The sequence below is a fragment of the Psychrobacter sp. CX5 genome (assembly GCF_057621535.2).
In genome coordinates this window covers 2,665,662-2,687,166 of sequence record NZ_CM177735.1, presented here as the reverse complement: position 1 = coordinate 2,687,166, position 21,505 = coordinate 2,665,662, and the positions used below count along the sequence as shown (strand labels likewise).

14 protein-coding genes are annotated in these 21,505 nt (G+C 39.2%); 5 read left to right on the top strand and 9 right to left on the bottom strand.

All coding sequences use genetic code 11. The annotated features are described in order from the left end of the window. The first annotated feature begins 103 nt into the window (after positions 1-103). The 3 genes from AC21OG_RS10445 to AC21OG_RS10435 all read left to right on the top strand — a co-directional run bounded on the left by AC21OG_RS10445 (position 104) and on the right by AC21OG_RS10435 (position 5,289). Positions 104-2,659 carry a Lon protease family protein gene (locus AC21OG_RS10445; RefSeq protein ID WP_487376546.1) on the top strand — a complete coding sequence of 852 codons (2,556 nt, stop codon included), beginning with the start codon at positions 104-106 and terminating at the stop codon, positions 2,657-2,659. Between the two features lie 181 nt (positions 2,660-2,840). Then, complete coding sequence (locus AC21OG_RS10440) at positions 2,841-3,929, top strand: helix-turn-helix transcriptional regulator (RefSeq protein WP_487376545.1); 1,089 nt, start codon at positions 2,841-2,843, stop codon at positions 3,927-3,929. A gap of 670 nt (positions 3,930-4,599) precedes the next feature. Continuing rightward, positions 4,600-5,289, top strand: a complete 690-nt coding sequence (locus AC21OG_RS10435; protein ID WP_487376543.1) for a TerD family protein — start codon at positions 4,600-4,602, stop codon at positions 5,287-5,289. 388 nt (positions 5,290-5,677) lie between these two features. On the opposite strand, the gene AC21OG_RS10430 is transcribed toward AC21OG_RS10435, so the two are convergent. From AC21OG_RS10430 to aceE, 3 genes are all read right to left on the bottom strand, one after another. Beyond that, positions 5,678-6,673, bottom strand: a complete 996-nt coding sequence (locus AC21OG_RS10430) for an ion transporter (RefSeq protein ID WP_486547156.1) — start codon at positions 6,671-6,673, stop codon at positions 5,678-5,680. Positions 6,674-6,888: 215 nt separating this feature from the next. Continuing rightward, on the bottom strand, positions 6,889-8,730 hold the full coding sequence (locus AC21OG_RS10425; RefSeq protein WP_487376541.1) for a 2-oxo acid dehydrogenase subunit E2: 1,842 nt from the start codon (positions 8,728-8,730) through the stop codon (positions 6,889-6,891). A 130-nt stretch (positions 8,731-8,860) separates the two neighbouring features. After that, positions 8,861-11,686 carry a pyruvate dehydrogenase (acetyl-transferring), homodimeric type gene (gene aceE / locus AC21OG_RS10420; protein ID WP_487376540.1) on the bottom strand — a complete coding sequence of 942 codons (2,826 nt, stop codon included), beginning with the start codon at positions 11,684-11,686 and terminating at the stop codon, positions 8,861-8,863. A gap of 875 nt (positions 11,687-12,561) precedes the next feature. Between aceE and AC21OG_RS10415 the strand changes: the two genes are divergently transcribed. Further along, on the top strand, positions 12,562-13,281 hold the full coding sequence (locus tag AC21OG_RS10415; protein ID WP_487376539.1) for a hypothetical protein: 720 nt from the start codon (positions 12,562-12,564) through the stop codon (positions 13,279-13,281). Positions 13,282-13,590: 309 nt separating this feature from the next. On the opposite strand, the gene zapE is transcribed toward AC21OG_RS10415, so the two are convergent. Together zapE and AC21OG_RS10405 are read right to left on the bottom strand one after the other, a co-directional pair. Then, positions 13,591-14,682: a cell division protein ZapE gene (gene zapE / locus AC21OG_RS10410; RefSeq protein ID WP_487376537.1), complete on the bottom strand. Its 1,092-nt coding sequence runs from the start codon at positions 14,680-14,682 to the stop codon at positions 13,591-13,593. Between the two features lie 141 nt (positions 14,683-14,823). After that, positions 14,824-15,489, bottom strand: coding sequence for an alpha/beta hydrolase (locus AC21OG_RS10405; protein WP_487376536.1), 666 nt, complete (start codon positions 15,487-15,489; stop codon positions 14,824-14,826). Between the two features lie 517 nt (positions 15,490-16,006). On the opposite strand from AC21OG_RS10405, the gene AC21OG_RS10400 reads away from it, so the two are divergent. Then, the gene (locus AC21OG_RS10400) at positions 16,007-16,390 is read left to right on the top strand and encodes a hypothetical protein (RefSeq protein ID WP_486547162.1); all 384 of its coding nucleotides are present in this window, start codon (positions 16,007-16,009) and stop codon (positions 16,388-16,390) included. A 73-nt stretch (positions 16,391-16,463) separates the two neighbouring features. Here the strand turns inward: AC21OG_RS10400 and AC21OG_RS10395 are convergent, their stop codons facing one another. From AC21OG_RS10395 to AC21OG_RS10380, 4 genes are all read right to left on the bottom strand, one after another. Next, entirely contained in the window at positions 16,464-17,498 is a 1,035-nt protein-coding gene (locus AC21OG_RS10395) for an ABC transporter permease (RefSeq protein ID WP_487376534.1), read from the bottom strand. Positions 17,499-17,501: 3 nt separating this feature from the next. Next, positions 17,502-18,569, bottom strand: a complete 1,068-nt coding sequence (locus tag AC21OG_RS10390; protein ID WP_487376532.1) for a microcin C ABC transporter permease YejB — start codon at positions 18,567-18,569, stop codon at positions 17,502-17,504. A 60-nt stretch (positions 18,570-18,629) separates the two neighbouring features. Next, positions 18,630-19,409 (bottom strand): hydroxyacylglutathione hydrolase, encoded by a 780-nt coding sequence (gene gloB, locus AC21OG_RS10385; protein ID WP_486547165.1) that lies wholly within the window; start codon positions 19,407-19,409, stop codon positions 18,630-18,632. Positions 19,410-19,643: 234 nt separating this feature from the next. Then, complete coding sequence (locus AC21OG_RS10380) at positions 19,644-21,500, bottom strand: extracellular solute-binding protein (RefSeq protein WP_487376530.1); 1,857 nt, start codon at positions 21,498-21,500, stop codon at positions 19,644-19,646. Positions 21,501-21,505: the final 5 nt, after the last annotated feature.

Here is a 21,505-nt window from a genome sequence, read left to right as displayed (position 1 = left end):
CCTTCGACAGTTTAGAATGAGACTGCGTATCAATAAATCGGTGATTACTCGAATCAATGAGCGGTTCCCGAATCCACAGTTTGTATTTTATTTTGAGTCAATTATGCCTACCCCAAAATATACGCCCATTAAAGCGCCACACTCTAAAGACGCTACTAATAAGCAAATAAACAAAAAAACAAAGCATAAATCGAAGCAAGTCTGCTCAACTGTTAATCTTGATATTGCTAGCAATAAAGCACCCAGTAAAACGACATCGACTAAAAAAGCAATAGATATTCAAACGGTACAGCAAATCAAGCATAGCTGCAAAGTTATGTTTAAAAAACTAAAAAAACATACTGATGGTTCATCGTTGCCAAAAACAACAGAAACGGCACCGAAATTAGATATCAGTTTTGGTCAAACCCGTGCCATTAATGCCTTAAAAACAGCGTTTGAGATTTCTGCAAATGGTTATCATGTTTTTGCAGTGGGTGAAAATGGACTTGGTAAACGCACCTTTATTACACAATATTTATCAAAACAGGGCCATAAACAAGCACCGATAGTGGACTGGATTTATGTTTACAACTTTGCTCAGCCTTTAACCCCCCTTAGTATCGCATTAAAAGCAGGTAGCGCCGAGCAATTGGCTCAAGATATTATTGATAAATGGCAAGAGCTTACTCAGGCTTTCGATCAGTTAAAAATACAATCACCTTTTATCTTTCAGTCAGTACATTTAAATTATTTAAACCATACCTATAGTGAAAAAATATCTATTTATAACGGTAAATACGGTGATAAGAATGATGATAACGAAACCAACTTAATACCGCTAAATCAAGCTGATATGACTCAAGAAATTGAGCGACTTCAACGCGTTGCCACCACTACAGCACAAGAACTTATTATACCTTTATTTGATAATTTAGTGGCTACCCATTTCGACAACCCCTCACTTATTACTTACTTAAATCAACTCAAAGATGACATGATTGCACATGCTTTTCCAATTTTGATGGGCAATGATGATCGTTTCCGTGTCAATACTCTTCAGTTGATCCCTGATCGCTACAATATTAATATTATTAACAGTCACTCTGCTTTTTATAACCTTAATGACCTTAATACCCTCAACAACCAGAGTTCAAGCAATTCAATCACTCATTCCAAACTGCTTTACACCATAGATGGGGCGCCTATTGTATTCGAAAATAACCCAACCATTAATAGACTACTGGGTAATATTTATCAGACGACACAGTCAGGTACTGACATTTGCAATCATATGATGATTCAACCGGGTGCTCTGCATAAGGCTAATGGCGGCTATATCATCATTGATGCCCATCACTTAATTGAGCAACCAAAAGCATGGCATGAGCTTAAACTCATTATTCAAGCTGGCATCCTTTATTTAGCCAATTACAATCAAAATAAAGAACAGACAACAATCCCTCTATTACCAGAACCTATTCCACTAAATGTAAAAGTTATCTTACTTGGTGATCCCGACTTATATGATCAGTTTGCTGAACATGATCCTGACTTTACAACTGTTTTTAAAATAAGAGCTGATTTTCATAACGAAGTGATTCGGAGTGCTGACAATGAGTTGAAAATGACCGGTAAAATGGCAGATATTATTCATAAATATCAATTAAAACATTTTGAAAATACTGCTCAAGCGTTGGTGATGGAACACCTGAGCTTGCAGTGTGAAGATCAAAATAAACTGAGCCTGCATACTGATAGTATGATTCAGCTCATGCTGGAATCAAGCCGGCAAGCCGATATTGACCACTCTACATTAGTGACTGCTCAGCACGTAAAGCAGGCTCTGACTGATATGCGCTATCGTTCAAGTTACCTAAAAGAGCTTTATTTACAAGAGATTACGAATGGTCAACAGCTGATTAGCACCTCAGGCACTGCCGTAGGTCAAATTAATGCGCTCACTATCATAGACTATGCAAATACTGAATTTGGCATGCCTGCGCTTTTAACAGCGGTCGTTCAACATAGTGTTGGTTCAGGAGATATATTAGATATTGAACGTGATGTTGAGTTAGGGGGTAGCTTACACGCTAAAGGTATGCTCATTATGAACAGCTACTTGCGTGCGTTATTGAGCCCTTACCAACCTCTAAACTTTACAGCGTCATTGGCGTTTGAACAGAGCTATGCCCATATCGATGGTGACAGTGCAACGCTTGCCGAAGCTTGCGCCCTACTATCAGCTTTAGCGGACACTCCAATTACTCAGTCATTAGGTATCACCGGCTCGATGAATCAGCTCGGTAGAGTTCAGGCGGTGGGGGGTATCAATGCGAAAGTAGCAGGATTTTTTGATGCCTGCTCCCATCAAGGGTTAACGGGTAACCAAGGCGTCATACTGCCCTATGCAAATATTACGCAATTGATGCTGCGCGATGATATTATTAAAGCTGTAGAAGCTGGGAAATTCCATATTTACGGGGTGAAAACGTTAAGCGAAGCGCTGACTATTTTGTCAAATACACCGGTAGATACTACCAATAAAAAAGGCCACTATCGCAAATCAAGCCTATTTGGGAAGATTATTAACAACCTTAAAAAGTGGGAAGAGCAGCTCAACCCTCCTGAAGCACAAGAGGAGTCTGAACACGGAACTGAGGCTAAAAATAAGCGTTAAAATTAGCGTCTTTTGAGCAGATTGATAATAAGAAAAAGGACTAATTTCACATTTAATTTAATAAAAACGGCGTCAGCTATCGTATGCTATTGTAAAATGTGCTATTTTTTAGCTGTACTGTAATAACTATTACGAAATAGTCTATAAATTGATAATTATTCTTTTTGACAATGGGTAAGATATGGTCAGCAACATTAGAGCGGCAAATAAAACTACCAGTGCTACCAAAAAGGGTTCAAAAAAAGGAGCCAGTCAAGCATCAAGTAATAGTACTGCCACTACCGCTCGTCAATGGGAACTTCTTAACCAGTTGCAGCGAGGAAGCTGGCGAGGAACCCATCATTTGCATGAACAGTTAAGGTTGGCTAACTTTGATGTCAGTTTACGTACTGTGCAACGTGACCTAAATGCCTTAGCACAGCGCTTCCCCATTGAAAAAAATAATGCCAACCCACAAGGGTGGCGCTGGAAAGATGATGCGCCTGTCCAAAGCTTACCTCACATGAATTTGTCTCAGGCAGTGGCATTTAGTATGGTTGAGGCCAATCTTTTACAGCTTTTACCGCCCGCTATATTAGATGAACTTAGACCTTGGTTTGATCTGGCACGGCGTCAACTAAAAAATAGTAAAATCACCCATAACTGGCTAGATCGCGTTCGTATCGAGCCTGCCACACAACCGCTAATCGCACCAAAAATACGCCGAGAATGTCAAGATTCTATTTATCAAGCTATCTTTTATGAACACCAAATTACCGCTAGCTATACCCGCCGCAATAATGATAACCCAGGCTTATACCGATTAAATCCCATCGCTATTATTCAACGTGGTGTTGTAATATACCTTTTAGCGACTAAAATTGGGGATCCTAAAGAAATAATTCGTACCTTTGCTTTGCACCGCTTTACAGACGTGACAGTAGAAAACTCTACCACTGTTATACCCGATGGCTTTGATTTAAACACATATCTGGACTCTGGAGGCATGGGATTTGCCCATTTCTTATTTAAAGACCTGCCTGATCACGGCAAAAATACCAAAGTTAAATTAGTGTTTGAAGGAAAAGCCGCTACCAGTTTAATTGAAAGTCGTCTCAGTGAGGATCAGGTTGTGATTGAAAATGAAGACGACAATACTCAAACTATCACGGCTACAGTCAATCTGACATCTCAAATAGTCTGGTGGCTTCGTGGATTTGGCAAAAAATTAATTCACATCGAACCCAAGATCTTAGCACAAGCTGTTAATGAGGATGATCCTGAAATCTAGTTAGGGCGTGTGGAACATTCGACCATGGCACTGGCGGAGACTATTTTTTAGTCAATATGCAGTGAAATTTTTGACGCTTAGTCATTCTAAGTTAGAAAATTTCGCCATATATTGGCAAAAAAGAGTCCCGCCCCCTCGGGCTGATACTAAAATCGCCCCAGACGTTGTTACAAACCTAGCCAAGGTCTAGACATTAGCGTCAGTTTGCGCCTAGTCTGGAACGATTTTAGCTATCAGCAGTGCTAATTTGCGAATGTTCCACACGCCCTAGTTGTTAACGTACTATTTTTTCACTCATCACTTATCTCGTAATTATTTTAGTATATTGATATGTCTATCTAAGACGGGTTAAAGCCGAAGACCTTGACGACGATTGATATATCTTAAATGACTCTTTGACAACTTCTTAACGGCAGAGATTAGGTGCAAAAATACTGTTTGGTGAAAAAATAGTCTCTAAGCTATTATTTAAATCACTTCTATAATGCTATAATCTTTAGCAGCCCCCTATTTACAAACTCATACTATATCAAATCTAAAATTAAACCCCTTATTAGATGATTATTAATACGACATCTAATTGGTTTAGCGTGTCTAACCTAACTTAGCGATGAGATAGTTTCATTTCAGATTTGATATGTTTTAAGTCATTAACCACTAGGAGTTTCATTTGGCCTCTACATCCACCTCTACAGCTAAAACGGTTGACCTTAGTGATCCTAATCCCCCCTCATTTGTAGATAACAGTATCGCTAAATCAAACCTACTTAGTGAGTTGCCGATACAAGGCAGCACATTATTATTTGGACTAAATTTTAAATATACTAAAATCCAAAAAAAGGGGTTAATTAATCGACTTAAAGGTAATAAACAAACGCTCGATATAGATTTATCATGTGTGCTTTATGACAAAAACCGACAAGTTGTAGATACTGTCTGGTTTAAACAACTAAGAGATGAGTCTTCCGCTATTCGCCATCAAGGGGATAGCTTAAATGGTAAAGACAGAGGCGCCTCTGCTGAATTAGACCGCAATGTAGATGTGGAAACGATCGAGTTACGATTATCACGCCTGCCAGAAACTGTCTCTCATATTGCGCTATTACTCTCTTCGTACTATGACTATCCTTTAAAATCTGTGGAACGAGGCAACGTCTATATCAGCGATGATGAAGGCAATGAAGTATTTAGCTCAGATTTAACCCTCCTAAATCACGATAGCTCTGCTTTATGTTTGGCGATATTAAGTCGAGAACTGGGTGAATGGCGACTAACAATAAAAGAACTTCGTTTAAACAGTCCTAAAATGGAAGAAATGACGCAGCAAGTATCGCATGAGCTATCTCGTCTATATGTATAACACCAATATGAATAACACCAATATGTATAACGACAATATGTATAACGACAATATGTTTAATTCCTTAATGTTAAATCGTCATTGATCTAAACAACCCATACTTAACATATCTGCTGAACGACTTCATTTCGCCCTACCTAACCAGTTGCTTCTAACATAAAATGAGACTACATGGGGCACCTTTAAGCTAAAAGATAAAGTAAAAGTTAAGCTAAAAAAAATAGGATTAGACACACCTTCTGTTTAATCCTATTTTTGTATAGCACTGTTCCAATAGAGGGTTTATTTAAGCAAAACATCCAAAGATATGGAGTTAATACAGGTTCTACGCTTGCCAACTATAGTTTTGAAGACTGAAGTTTTAAATACGGTCATTTAAGCACTGCTATTACAAATGTTCACCACAGTGTGGGCAATAATTCTTCTTATCAATTTCAGCGATTCTCTCTTCATACTCTTTTTCTCTGAGTAACTGCAAAATTACCTCATCTGCTTGTTCTTTCGTAAGTCCCAGCTCACGTCTAACTTTATCCACTTTGTATCTATCCTTAATAAGATCCATGTGTTCATCCTCAAGCAGTAACTCAAGAAATCTTTGCTCCATCTGCTCTCGTCTTTGCTCAAGCTCAGACGCCAATCCTGACGCTAAGATACCAGCAGGTAACGCCGCTAAACCTACGCCTAATATAGTAATCACGGCACCCAAAAACTTACCTAAGGTCGTTACTGGAATCACGTCTCCATAGCCTACGGTGGTTAAAGTGACGACTGCCCACCACATAGACTTAGGAATAGACTCAAACACTTCTGGCTGAGCCTGATTCTCAACCACATAAATACCGCTCGAAGCCGTTACTATCATAATTATAAGAATAAAAATGACCGCTTTGAAAGATTCTTTTTCTTTATGAAGTACGACCAGCAAAATTCGCATCGCCGCAAAGTAGCGGGTCAACTTCAGCAGTCTGAATAGCCTTAATACCCTTAAAAAACGCAGATCGACTGTCAAGAAGAAATTTAAAAAAGCAGGTACGATTGATATTAAATCAATGATTGCACCAGGACTTCTCACCCAAATCCAACGCTTTCTCCAGTTAGATTTGTTTTGATACACTCCTGTGTCACGTTCCGCAATGGACCAAAGTCTTAATATGTACTCTAAAGAGAAAATCACAATCGATAAATCTTCAAAGGCAGCAAATAAATGCTGATTTGGAAAATACCATCGATCTACAGACTCCGCTATTACCGCAGAGACATTTAGTATAATGAGAAGAATTAAAAACTTATCGACAAATTTACTTAAATGGGATTGATATAACTCATTCTCAATAATATCGAAAGTCTTTGCTCGAAGTTGCTTATATATCTTACTATTAATCATAATGGCTTTTATTTCTTAAAGACTCAGGTCATATTATTATAGAGTACAGTTTATCGTTATACTATTCGGGTTTAAAATAATTAAAATAACAGGCGTGGTAAAACTAAAAAAGCTTTCAAACTGATAGACAGTTGAAAGCTTAATAGTATATAGGTTAGGCTTTATTATCGTTTATGAATTAAATCATAACCTGTCTATAACTCAGAATCTGACTATCAAATTAAAATACGTCTAGGATCTGCCAACAGCTTAGCAATGTAGCGCGTAAATACTGCTGCATCGGCACCATTGATGACTCTATGATCATACGATAGGGACAAAGGTAACATCAATCGTGGTTCAAAGTTTTGTGACTCTTCATTCCATCGAGGCTGCATAGAAGCTTCAGAGACGCCTAAAATGCCAACTTGAGGCCAATTTACCAAGGGTGTGAAGTATGTCCCACCAAGGTTACCTTGACTTGAAATGGTAAAGCTTGCCCCTTGAAGATCCTTAGTACCTAGTTTCTTATCCCGAGCCTTAGCAGCCAACTCGCCAATTTCAATAGCGATTTGCTTAATACCTTTATCTTGAGCATTTTTAATAACTGGAACTATCAACCCATCGTCTGTGGCCACCGCAATACCCATGTTGACAGTTTGTCTGATATGAATCTGAGTATTATCGTCACTAAGATGACTGTTAAACCTTGGATATTGCATTAAGGCATAGGCGGTTGCTTTAACAATAAATGCTAAAATCGTTAAACCAATACCTTCCGCCTTAAACTCTGCTTTAAGCGCTTTTCGTAACGTTTCAGTTTCAGTTATATCAGATAAATCAAACTGAGTAACTTGAGGAAGATAGGTATTGTAGTTTAGCTGAGGGATAGAGACCTTTTGTAGACGGCTTAAATCTTGAGTTTCAATATTGCCCCAAATCTCCGAATTACTCATGTCAGGTAAGTTAGGTAGACCAGAGACAGCTGCTTTAGAGGGAGCACTTGAAGCACTAGACACTGCACCCAAACGTGATTTTACAAAGTCAAAAATATCTTCTTTAACAATACGTTGATTAATCGCTGAGCCTTTGACTTGGGAGATATCAACCCCAAGTTGACGCGCCATTTTACGAACTGCAGGACCTGCATAGACATCAGCTAATTTAGAATTTACCTCAGACTCACTTAATTTAGATGAATCTTGGTTATTTGCACCATGATTATCCGACGATTTTGCATTAACTTTATTCGTATCACTTTGCGAGGCTTTAGCTTGACGATCACTTTGTTGGTCAGAGCTATTATTACCAGAAGTAGCATTGTCATCGTCGTTGTTGGACGCGGCGCCATCGTTTCCTTGTGACTGCTTTTTAGAGCGGGTATTATCACTGCCCTTAGTACCCTTAATCACAATAAAATCTTGCCCATTAGCAACCGTATCACCCGCTTTTACCAATAGCTTTTCGACAATGCCTGATACCGGTGAAGGCACTTCAACGGATGCTTTGTCTGATTCAATCAAAAGTAGGGACTGTTCAGCGTCAATTTCATCACCCACTTCGACCATTACTTCAGCGACTTCAGCCTCCTCTACCCCTAAATCAGGTAATGGGTAGGTTGTTGAGGTGGCCTCTGATTGACGAGATTCTGAACGGTCATTAGACGACTCTTTTGAAGTTTGGTCACTATCATCCTGTTGCTGTTCTGTTGCTTGACGCTGTGCTGCATCAGCATTGGATTGTTGGTTGTCTAACTTTTGATTGTCTGACTTTTGGATGTCAGACTGTTGAGATTGAGAAGACTCAGGATTGGCACTGTTAGCATCAGTATTAGATGAGTTGTCCCCCTCTACATCAGCGTCAAGCTCAATCAATACGGAACCTTCTGATACTGTATCACCCACTGAAACCGAAATTTTAGTTACGGTACCACTGGCTGAACTAGGGACTTCAACTGACGCCTTATCAGACTCAAGCAAAACTATATTATCATCTTCAGTGATCTTGTCACCTACTGAGACCATTATCTCACTGACTTCGGCGCTTTCAACGCCTAAATCTGGGGTTTTAATTTCCATGTTTATTCTCCAGCTTTTATTATTTTTAGATTCGAGATTCTTAGATTAGTATTTATTTGAATATTGATTCTTAATTTACTGATTATTAATTGATTGATTGAAATAGATATCATCGTTTATAAAATAGTTTCTATTCATCAACATCATTGTCATTTAAGAACTTAGCATCAAATGAATCTTCAGCGCGTCCTTCATCTCTAATCTCGTCATCATCTTCTTCATCAATCTCTGGTACTGGATTTGGATTAATATTCTCTGGAGCTGGAGCATCAGGGAAATGATCATATTGAGGCTGGGGCTGCCAAGCAGGGGGTTGATCAATATCAATACCGAGACTGGTGATGGCATCTTTAACCAAACGCATTTCAACTTCCCCTTCATCTGCCAGACGTTTTAAGGTCGCTACAACGATATGTTCAGCGTTGACATGGAAAAAATTGCGTAATTGAGCACGGCTATCAGAGCGTCCATAGCCATCTGTACCTAATGTAGAATAAGGACGATTGTCTGGCAACCAACCTCTAATTTGCTCAGAATAATTGCGCATATAATCTGTCGCAGCTACGATAACACCATCGTGCTTAGCCAACTGCTCAGTTACCCATGGCACCTTTTCTTCATCCATTGGGTGTAAGCGATTGTAGTCATCACATGCCATTCCATCACGAGTGAGCTCATTAAAGCTGGTGACGCTCCAGACATTTGCACTAACATTAAACTCTTCGAATAATATCTGAGCCGCTTTTTGTACTTCGCGTAATATTGTGCCTGAACCTAATAGTTGAACATGAGCGCTGGCTTGATGTTGACTATTGTCTTCTAACAAATACATACCCCGTTTTATACCTTCTTCCACACCTTCAGGCATAGCAGGCTGTTCGTAATTTTCATTCATTAAAGTAATATAGTAATAAATGCGCTCACCTTCAGCATACATACGGCGTAAGCCATCATGAATAATAACAGCCAATTCATAGCCGTAACATGGGTCATAACTAACACAGTTGGGCACTGTGCCGAATAGTATATGCGAATGACCGTCTTGATGTTGCAGTCCTTCACCGTTTAAAGTAGTACGACCAGCAGTCCCGCCTAATAAGAAGCCTTGAGCCTGACAGTCGCCTGCCGCCCAAGCAAGATCACCGACACGTTGAAATCCAAACATTGAATAGTAAATATAAAGCGGTATCATCGGCAAAGCGTTGGTCGAATAGCTGGTGGCTAGCGCAATCCAAGCACTCATAGCGCCTGCTTCGTTAATGCCTTCTTCAAGCATATGTCCATCTTGGGCTTCTTTATAGCCCATTAAAGCCTCATTATCCTCAGGGGTATATTTTTGGCCAGCAGACGAATAAATACCAAGCTGACGGAACAACCCTTCTAGACCAAAAGTACGGGCTTCATCGGGTACTATCGGCACGACGCGATCTTGAATATCTTTATTTTTGAGCATAGCAGCAAGTAAGCGAACAAATACCATGGTAGTAGACTGCTTCTTACCGTTACTGCCTTGCAATACCTTATCAAAAATAGATAAATCAGGAATATTTAGCGGAATATGTCCACTACGTCTATTCGGTAAATGACCCCCTAATGACTCACGGCGACCCCGTAAATACTTCATTTCAGGCGAGTTTTCAGCGGGTTTATAAAATGGTAGGGTTTCTAATTCTTCATCACTAAATGGCAAATCAAATCGATCGCGGAAATACTGCAAGCCTTCTTTATCAAGTTTTTTAATTTGATGCGCTTTATTAACCGCTTGGGCCTGAGACGATAGTCCGTATCCTTTAACCGTCTTAACCAGAATAACTGTCGGCTGACCTTTGGTTTTCATCGCCTCACTAAATGCTGCATATACCTTGATCGGGTCATGTCCACCGCGGTTAAGTCTTTGTATGTCTTCATCCGTTAACTCTTTTGTCATTTTAGCCAATTCGGGATACTTACCAAAAAACTCTTCACGAGCAAAGCTTCCATCCCTAGCTTCATACAGCTGATATTCACCATCAACCGTTTCAGCCATGCGTCTTTTTAGGGCACCTGAATGATCTTTATCCAATAGACTGTCCCATCGACCGCCCCAGATGACTTTTATGACTCGCCACCCAGCACCACGGAATACAGACTCAAGCTCTTGAATAATCTTACCATTACCACGGACTGGACCATCAAGACGCTGTAAATTACAGTTGACGACCCATATTAGGTTGTCAAGTTTTTCACGACCTGCCAAGGAGATTGCCCCTAGACTTTCTGGCTCGTCAGTTTCGCCATCTCCTAAGAATGCCCAAATCTTACGACCTTCCTCCTCAAGCAGACCTCTATTTATCATATAGTTATGGACGTGAGCATGATAAATTGACATGATAGGACCTAAACCCATTGAAACAGTAGGAAACTGCCAATAGTCAGGCATTAAATAAGGATGGGGGTAGCTTGATAAGCCCTTACCACCCACTTCGCGTCGAAAGTTTTCTAATTGCTCTTCAGTAAGACGACCTTCTAAATAAGAACGGGCATAGATACCTGGAGCTGAGTGACCTTGATAATAGATCATATCGCCGCCGAAATGATCACTTGCTGCACGGAAAAAATGGTTAAAGCCCGTTTCATACAAGGTAGCACTAGAAGCAAAAGTCGCTAAGTGACCGCCTAAGTCATCTTCATTTTTATTGGCACGCATCACCATGGCCAATGCATTGTAGCGCACTAACGCTCTAATTTTTCTCTCTATACCTAAATCCCCTGGATAGACAGGCTCATCTTCCACAGGAATTGAATTTATATAGGCAGTATCTAGACGGTTAAAAGGTAATCCTTCTTGTACTGCCATGTTATACAATGCTTTAAGCAAAAACTGGGCACGTTCCTTGTCCGTATGCTTAATAACTGATTCAAACGCATCAAGCCACTCTTGAGTTTCAGTATGATCAGCATCATTATAATAATTCATATTTTATATCCTTTAATTTTATTTTAGATTCATTTTACCTTGCATGTCTTTAAACTCACTTATATATAATATAGACTTAACGTCTTTAATATGAGTTAACACTTGTAGCGCTTATTATAACGCTATTTATTATGGTTACCTATCTCTCAAATAAAATGGGGTTGATATCTGTATTTATATACTAAATAGTGCACGGAAAAATATGAAATATGGTATTAATATTGCACTGTTGAGGTTGGGTTACCCTAATACACTGCCAGTTCTTTTTATTAAGAGGACGTTTTATTAGGGCGTGTGGAACATTCGACCATGGCATTGGCGGAGACTATTTTTTAGTCAATTTGCAGTGAAATTTTTTACGCTTAGTCATTCTAAGTTAGAACCCTAAATTTTTAAAAGCCGCCATATATTGGCAAAAAAGAGTCCCGCCCTCACTCGAGCATAGCTCTCGCCTTGCGAACGGGCAAAGCAGTGCTTTGCTTAATCCGTTTTCAGGGCTGATGCTAATTTGCGAATGTTCCACACGCCCTATTGTAATATCCTGCAGGATCTAAATAATATTATTAATTTAGAACTGGTATATATTTTCGAGAGTTAGAAGATTATTAGTCTAATATTTAAACCTATATCAAATCTAAATTTGACCTATAGAAGATAGTCGAGTGTGACGACTGTGATATGAATAGTCGGTGCAGTGAATCTGACCGAGTCTAACAACGATAGGTTATTTTGTAGAAAAGGTATTATATAATCAGTAGTAGATGCTTATTAGTGTAAAGGGTCTAATGAATATTTTAAAAATGAGAACTCCACCAGTAACAGGTTTAAATACTCATTAGCGCTAAGCTCACAACAAGTCTATTAAGGAGTTTATTTTGACCCTAGTCAATTCAAGCAAAGCCTTATTCATTAAGGCACTATTTTGCAAGGCAATGCGGCTAAATTTATCGCTAACTATGGCAGTTGTTATTAAAACCTGTCTTTTGGATTCGAGTGTTGTAAAAGAAAAGCTGCTAAACAAAGATCTGCTTATTAAAAGGACACCTATTAAAAGGGCATTAATTAAAAGGGCTCCAAAATCATTGATAAACTTCGTACCCCTTTCCAGTCATATTTTATCAAGAGCGCTGCCCGTCAAGTGTTTTTTTCAAACCATTGTTTTGGGTAGCACCTTTTCATTGTTCATTCTTCCTTTGCCAGCAATGGCTGAAGATGCTTTAAAAATGACACTAACTGCCAGCAAAGTTATGGTGGATAACCAAGGTAATCAGGTATTTATTCCTGTTAATACTGCAAAAGTTGGCACACTTATTCAATATAAAGCAACGTATAGTAATACCTTGGATACCTCGCTTCAAAACACGATGATTACCTTACCGATTCCTGCCAATACTCAGTTTACAGGTGAGGCCTTCCCGCCAAGCGCTCAAGCTTCAATTGACTATTACAACTACCAAGATTTACCTTTGATGCGGAAGATCAATGGCAAGATGGTTGCTATACCCCTTTCAGAATACAAATCTCTGCGTTGGAATATTAAATATATACCGCCCAAAAAATCAGTCAAGGTAGCGTTCAATACCATAGTTAACTAGTTATTATTTGCTTAGCATTATTAACTATGAATGATTAGCTAGGAAGGTTAATATTTAGCATTTTGGTTTCTTATACACAATCTTGAAGTTAACCTATCTTGAAATTAACCTATATAGGGAAATAATTATAAACGCTACAGACATTAGATGTGATGAACCTGATCGAACCTGTTATGGATAAGTCATTTATTAAATGGGTTTATCCAAACAAAAATGACCTATCAATAAAGTCAATAGGTCATTTTTATAGGAATAAGTGATAACAATTTATTGAACATGATGATTTGAACATAATATAAACAATACACTCTAATCAAGACGATGCTCAAGCTTTAAGTAATCCTCAGATTGCATCTCTAATAATCTTGAACGGGTTCTCTCAATTTCAAAGGCAAGCTTCTCACCCTGATACAACTCCAAAATACTTTGTTCCGCTCTCACCAACAGCTTTACACGGCGATCATAAAACTCATCGACTAAATAAATAAACCGACGAGTAGGATCTCGCAGCAGATCAGATAATGCCGGCACATTATCGACCAATACCGTTGTAAAATTATTGGCAATTTCAATAAAGTCGTTTGCTGATCTGGGTTCCATACACAGTTGGCGGAAATCACAATAGAGTACGGTATTGGTTCGAGCATTCACTTTAATTTCACGACCATTAATAATAATAGGCTCTTTGGTAATTTTCTGATTATTGACAATAGTAGCAAAGCGGTTAGCAAGCCAATGACTGTTCTCTTTAGTTAGCGGATAGATATAAAGCTCTGCCTGTTGCAACAAACGTAAGCGATAGTCGATACCCGAATCTATATTCATTACCGTGGTATGTTTTTCAAGCTCTTGAATGGCTGGCATAAAACGATCTCGATGCAGACCATCTTTATATAATCCTGAAGGCTCGATATTTGACGTAGCGACTAGGGTAATTCCTCGTCTAAATAACATCGTGAACAAGTCACCTAAAATCATGGCGTCGGATACATTTGATACGAAGAATTCATCAAAACAAATAAGTATTGCTTCTTCATGAATAATATCAGCCACTTTTTCTAAAGGATCACTACTGCCCTGTAATTTGTTTAACTCTTTATGGACACGCTGCATAAAATGATGGAAATGCATCCGCATCTTGCGCCTTAAAGGAATAGACTCATAAAACATGTCCATCATCCATGTTTTGCCACGCCCTACCCCGCCCCACATATATAAGCCTTTTGGGGGGACTGGGTCTGACTTTAAAAAACTAAATATCCCTTTTTTTTCTTTATTATTTTCGAGCAATTGGTGATACACGCCATCAAGATAGGTCATGGCTTCATGCTGAATAGGGTCAGCGTTAAATTCATCAGTAGCAATAGCGGCTTCGTATCGCTGTAACGGAGTTTTATTCATATTCGATCAATCACTTTTAATAGTATTTTTAATTGTATAAGGTCAACAAGTAACGTCTCTAAATTAAATCTAGGTGTATAACTTGTTGTTATTTTTTTAAATTTTAAAATAATTTTTTGCATAATAGGCATGATATAACGTTTAACGTGCATATTGCTCTAGTAAAGATTTTATTTCCGTTAACCGGCCATGAAAAAAGTGACCAGCACCTTCGACAATATGAGTCTCTATATCTTTACTCTCTGCAAACTGTTTCATCGCACTTGGCTTAATGACATGGTCTTCATCGCCATAGATTTGAAGTGTTTTTTTAGTTGGTAACATGACATCTGACGCATCATTATTCTCAACGGAAGGCGCCATAAGAACCACTTTGGCAATTTCCATATCACTAAGCCCCCATATATGAGGAGTCACTAATACTTGCTCTGCCACACGTGCTATCACATACCCCCCAAAAGAAAAACCACCTAACCATAATTTTCTAGCTGGCGTTTGCGCACTGATCCATTGTAGTACTGCCATGGCATCGTCAATTTCACCCTTAGCATAGTCATGCTCACCCGTAGACTTGCCTGCCCCTCGAAAGTTAAAGCGTACAGCATGCATACCTTCGTCTCGAGCAAACTGAAATAAGGTTGTGACAACTTTATTGTTCATCGTTCCATCATAAAGCGGGTTAGGATGACATAATAAAGCAACCCCTTTAGTATTAGGGTCTTGTGGATCACCATTTTGCCATAAAGCTTCGACTTCGAGCTTACCAGCGGGCCCATCGATAAGTAATTTTTCTGTTTGTTTGGTCATATAGTAGTCACATCTGAATTATGGATTTTTTTAAGTCATAAAAACTGTCAAGCGTATGAAAGTGCGCTAAAAGGTGTCGCGCTCATATTAACAAAAGTAAGCGTTATAATCGGTTAACGTCTGTTATTTTAATAACATTTAAGAATGATTAAGTCGGTTAAACATAAGTAAGTAGGATAAATATAAATAAGTAGTTCAAAAATAACTAAGTACGTTAAACTTAATTAAGCATGATATCCCATTAGAATTAAATAGGATAAATTTAAAGACCGGATTTCATTTATACTTTTGTTGTAATATACGGGTAACAAGATCAACATAACCCTTTTAAACGGTATAAGCTTTAGTGACACTACTATTTTATACTAAGTACTACCATTTTATACTAAGATAGCGGTGCCCACCTTCTAAGCAGTCGTATTTTTCGTCATTATCATGATATCTTAGTACTTAATGCTTAGTTAACCATTAGGGACTGATGGCTAACGACATAATTTTATATATTTAGAGGTTAAAAATGACATTATCACTTTCTCGTAAGGCAATGCAATCTTCGGCTCTAGGAATTTTAATATCTGCAACTATCGGATTAACAGCATGCCAATCAAACCCGTCTGGTCCTGTCATTCAAAGAGCGGACTCTACTTTTGAGACGACGGGTATCGGCAAAACTAAGGTTGAAGCGCAGCAAGGTGCATTAGACAATGCTAAGAAAACCTGTGGTATGCGTCAAGTTATCGTTATCGAAGATGATCTTAAGTACAATGGTGTTTTCGATGAGCGTACGGGTCGTATGATAGATCAAGTGGGTTCCATTGCAGGGGTAGTCCTTGGAACTGGAAAACCGAATTTATCCCGTGAAGACGATTTTGAATATGAGATAAGCTTCCGCTGTCAGTAGCTTTCTTAAATATAGATTAGGTATGGATCTAATATATAAAAAAGTAGACAGTAATTAAGTTTGTTTACAATAATTAACGTCTTGGATCAAAAGCATCACGCAATGCTTCTCCGATAAAGATTAATAGCGATAAAACAATGGTTAAGCTAAAAAAGGCAGAAAGTGCGAGCCACGGTGCATCTAAGTTATTTTTACCTTGATTCATCAATTCCCCTAAGGAGGGTGAACCAGGGGGTAGTCCATATCCTAGAAAGTCCAGTGAGGTTAAGGCAATAATATTGGCGGTTAAGATAAAAGGCAACTGCGATAAGCTTGATGCTAAAGCGTTAGGCATAATATGTCGTAGCATGATACGAGTATCAGACACACCAAGGTTCCGAGCCGCTCGCACATAATCGAAGTTACGCGCTCGCAAGAACTCTGCCCTTACCAATCCCACCAAACTCATCCAACCAAATAGTAGCATTAACCCAAATAATATCCATACACTTGGGCTAAATAAGCTGACTAAAATAATTATCATAAAAAGCTGTGGAAGGCCCGACCATACTTCCATCATCCGCTGACCAATTAGATCTAGCCACCCGCCAAAATACCCTTGCAATGCTCCTAATATGATACCTATTAAAGACCCCGCAAAGGTTAAAGCTAAGCCGAATAAAAGTGAAATACGAAGCCCATATAAAATACGGGCTAATACATCACGTCCTGTATCGTCGGTACCAAGCCAATTACTTGAGTTAGGTGGCGCAGGATAAGGCATGCCTATTTCAACACTTGGCGTCTGATCAGCAAACTCAATCAGCGGCATAACCATATAACCGTGCTGGTTAATCAGCGCCTTAACAGCAGGATCCTTATAATCGGCTTCTGTCTCAAAGACACCGCCAAAAGCAGTCTCTGGATACGCTTTTATAACAGGAAAGTACAACTCGCCTTCATAGCTCACCCATAAGGGCTTATCATTCGCCACAAAATTAGCGGCCATACATAAAAAAAACACTAAGCCAAAAAGTATTAGCGATATAACCCCTAATTTATTTTTTTTGAACCTATTGAGTCTTGCCTGCCAAATAGGATTTAATGATGGGATAGGAGAGAATGACATACTTTATCGCCCCTCAAAGTCAATACGAGGATCGATAAGATGATAACTTATATCGCTAATAAGCTGCAGCAATAATCCAACCAGTGTAAATATAAATAAAGTACCAAATATGACAGGATAGTCTCGTTGAACAATGGCTTCGAAGCCCAGTAGACCCAGCCCATCTAGTTTAAAGATAATTTCAATTAAAAAATTGCCAGTGAAAAATATACCCACTATAGCCGCAGGAATACCAGCAATAATAATGAGCATGGCATTACGAAAAACGTGACCATACAATACTTGATTGCCACTCAGCCCTTTGGCTCTTGCTGTTAATACATATTGTTTTGATAATTCTTCCAAAAAGCTAAATTTAGTTAAATAGGTCAATCCCGCGAAGCCCCCCACTGTACTAGCCAATAATGGCAATGCTAAATGCCAAAAGTAGTCTTTTATTTTTGCGAGTGTGGAAAGTTGATCAAAGTTTTCCGATACCAAGCCTTGCAATGGAAAGATTTGCCAATAGCTACCGCCGGCGAACAACACCAATAAGATGACACCAAATACAAAGACTGGCACGGCATGACCAACTGCTAATAATAGCGCTGTTAATTTATCTATCCCAGACGCATTGTGCATTGCTTTGTAAATTCCCAAAGGTATGGCGATTAAATAAATGAGGAGAGTGCTCCATAAACCGAGGGATATTGAGACAGGCAGCTTCTCAATGATGAGCTCTGTGACAGGTTTACCCTTAAAAAAGGACTCTCCAAAATCAAGTACGGCATAGCTTTTTAGCATAAGCCAAAAGCGCTCAGCCGGGGGTCTGTCAAACCCATATTGCGCCTTAATAGCCTCTACCATCTCCGCTGATAAACCCCGTGATCCACGATATCCACCCTCTGTTGCAACGCCATTGCCACCACTTGCTACAGGGGCTTCACCACTAATCCGAGACTGCTCAATTTGAGCAATTTGCTGTTCAACAGGACCGCCTGGCGCAGCTTGGACCAATATAAAGTTGGTCAGTAGAATCAAAAATAACGTCGGAAAGATAAGCAATATACGTTTTAATATATAACGACCCATGACGCTTATCCTTATCTATTAGAGGCTATCAGCTATTAAAATCTTCTTTTAAAATGCCTATTAAAAGTTATCTTTAAGTGTTCTTAATGCCGTAAATACTGTTAGTGGTTTCGTATCTGGCAACTCTACCTTACTTGTCACCCCATCAATGACAGTGCCCTCTTCTGTGCGCAAAAATACATTGACTGCTCTTTCATGCGCCAACGTAACAGGTAAAGTAGGTTTTTTCATGTCCCTTAAATAACTGACTTCCACTAACGTTTGTTTCATCACACCGTTTTCAGGTTCAATGGTCAAACCAAACTTTAGATTATTTGCTGTATATTCATGCGCAGGATAAAATAAGGTTTTTTTAGGCAGCTCATTCAGACGTTTAAGGCTATCAAACAGCTGCTCCATTGTGCCACTTAATACGCGTCCACAGCCGGCACTAAACAAGGTGTCACCGCAAAAGACGTGTTTATCTCCGTCAATGTCCATAATATAAGCTAAGTGCGACTTAGTATGTCCTGGTACAGACCATACCTGAGCAGCACAGCTCCAAGCATTCACTGAGCTCCCCTCTTTCACAACCTGATCGGGATCCACACCATGCTCAGAGCTTGCGACGACATGAGTCAGAGGATAAAGCTCTCGCAACTCACTTACCCCTCCAACATGGTCATGGTGATGATGGGTGATCCATATTGCAGTCAGTTCTAGCCCATGTTTTTGTATATAAGTATCTACAGGCTCTGCTTGACCCGGGTCAATCACTATGGCTTGTTTATTTTTATCATTAACCAATGCCCAGATATAATTGTCTTCAAAGGCTGGTATAGGGGTAATCGTTAAACTCATTTAATTTCCTATAATGATAAATTATGAATTAAAACTTTAAGTTAAAATAATTATAGTCACGTTTGTAGACTCTAAATTAACTGACTTAGGACTTTTATGAAAAAACAGACTTAAATGGTTTGTGCGATTGGGATTATTTATACAGCCTCTACAACTACTATTCAACAAGCGAATCAAAGATGCCCAGTCATGATAAATTTAAATAGGGGTAAGTTCTATTGGAGTTGTACGGTCTTACTGTTTTAAATATTTTAGTATTTTCGTTTCAGCTGACTTATCTACCCACCAATAATCTGTCCCTAAAGCATTATCAGGTAAGGTTTTCACATGACGGTATTGGTCCCAATATACTACACGTGTTTGAGTGGTCCCATACATAGGTACCATGTAATAACCTGCACGTAGCAGCCGATCTAATACCTTCGTGTAAAGTACAATCTCATCACGATTTTCAGCCAAAATAATCTTGGATATAAGCGCATCTACCGCCTCATTTTTGATACCACTATAGTTTTGGTTACCTTGCTCGTCAGCGGCTGCACTCCCCCACATATAGCTTTGCTCAGCACCAGGAGATAAGCTTTGTGGATATCCTGCGACAATCATGTCATAGTCAAATCGGCGCAAGCGTTCTAGATATTGCGGTGAATCAACCTGACGAATAGACGCGTCAAAGCCAAGTTTTTTTAAATTTCGCACATAAGGTAGCAGCACCCGGCTCATTTTGTCATCATAAATCAAGACTTCAATTTTGGCACGCTCACCATTAGCTTGATACAGCTGCATATTGTCATAATAAAAACCCGCGTCCAAAAGCTTTTGGCGAGCCCGTAAAAGTGCGTCACGGTGATAGCCATGACCATCCGACTTAGGCAGATGCCACTCCGTAAGGGCCGCTTGCCTTTGGATAGGATTAAGTTTAGCCAACAAGGGTGCTAATACTTGTTTTTCTTTAGCAGACGGTACGCCAGTTGCTGCTAACTCAGATCCATGAAAGTAACTCTCTAACCTTTCGTATTGTCCATAAAATAATGTTTTATTCATCAACTCAAAATCAAAAGCGTCTGTTAACGCCTGTCTAACTCTAATATCTTTAAACAGCTTATGCCTTAAGTTCATGACCACAGCCTGCATAACCACAGGATTTTTCATAGCGATCGATTCTTGTCTAATCATTCCTGCTTTCGCTGCAGGAAAGTTGTAAGCAGTTGCCCATTTTCGAGCTGAACCTTCTTGCCTAAAATGGTACTGCCCTACCTTGAAGCCTTCTAGCGCTACTTCGTCACTGCCATAATAAACGTACTTGATAAAATCGAAGTTAAAGCGCCCTTTATTGGCCATGACATTGCGTCCCCAATAATTTGGATCTCGCTTATAGAGTACACTTCGGCCCTGCTCTACATGGGCTAACTTATAAGGTCCACTCCCCATTAATGGTTTTAAACTGATCGTTTCAAAATCTTTATCAACGGACTCTTTTTTAAAGATAGGAAATTGACCGACGGTTAAAAGAATCTCTTTATTATCATTAGATTTGAAATGGAACTTTACACGCTGTTTATCTAATACTTCAACACTATCAATGGCCGCAAGATAGCTGCGTATGTGCATCACGCCCTTATTCAATAAAGCATCAAATGTCGCTTTTACATCCTCACTTGTGACAGGCGTTCCATCCCAAAACTTCGCTTTTGGATTGATATCATAGATAATCCAACTGGTGTCTTCAGGATCAAAGGTAACCTGCTTGGCCAATTGTGGATACATGACAAAAGACTCATTTAATGAGCCGGTCATCAAGGTATCGTATAAAAACTCAGTTCCACGCATCGGTACACCAGTCGTCATCCAAGGATTGGCACTATTAAAGGTACCTGTCGCTGATAATGAAAAGGTTCCACCCTTTGGCGCATCCGGATTGGCATACGGTAAATAAGGTGACTCTATATAACTGGCTTCTACATTATGTCCTAAGGCTGTCACTGTAATGGGCTTGGCAGTCGCATAAGGCGTCACACTGACAAACACAGTAGAAAGTAAGACACTAACTAGACCTAACTTAGGATCTAATTTTCTTAACCATACTTTCATTCATT

Coding starts and splice junctions, on each gene's coding strand:
- AC21OG_RS10405 (WP_487376536.1), bottom strand. CDS start 15,489: ATGACCAAACAAACAGAAAAATTACTTATCGATGGGCCCGCTGGTAAG.
- AC21OG_RS10430 (WP_486547156.1), bottom strand. CDS start 6,673: ATGATTAATAGTAAGATATATAAGCAACTTCGAGCAAAGACTTTCGAT.
- AC21OG_RS10395 (WP_487376534.1), bottom strand. CDS start 17,498: ATGTCATTCTCTCCTATCCCATCATTAAATCCTATTTGGCAGGCAAGA.
- AC21OG_RS10425 (WP_487376541.1), bottom strand. CDS start 8,730: ATGGAAATTAAAACCCCAGATTTAGGCGTTGAAAGCGCCGAAGTCAGT.
- AC21OG_RS10400 (WP_486547162.1), top strand. CDS start 16,007: ATGACATTATCACTTTCTCGTAAGGCAATGCAATCTTCGGCTCTAGGA.
- AC21OG_RS10380 (WP_487376530.1), bottom strand. CDS start 21,500: ATGAAAGTATGGTTAAGAAAATTAGATCCTAAGTTAGGTCTAGTTAGT.
- zapE (WP_487376537.1), bottom strand. CDS start 14,682: ATGAATAAAACTCCGTTACAGCGATACGAAGCCGCTATTGCTACTGAT.
- AC21OG_RS10390 (WP_487376532.1), bottom strand. CDS start 18,569: ATGGGTCGTTATATATTAAAACGTATATTGCTTATCTTTCCGACGTTA.
- gloB (WP_486547165.1), bottom strand. CDS start 19,409: ATGAGTTTAACGATTACCCCTATACCAGCCTTTGAAGACAATTATATC.
- AC21OG_RS10440 (WP_487376545.1), top strand. CDS start 2,841: ATGGTCAGCAACATTAGAGCGGCAAATAAAACTACCAGTGCTACCAAA.
- aceE (WP_487376540.1), bottom strand. CDS start 11,686: ATGAATTATTATAATGATGCTGATCATACTGAAACTCAAGAGTGGCTT.
- AC21OG_RS10445 (WP_487376546.1), top strand. CDS start 104: ATGCCTACCCCAAAATATACGCCCATTAAAGCGCCACACTCTAAAGAC.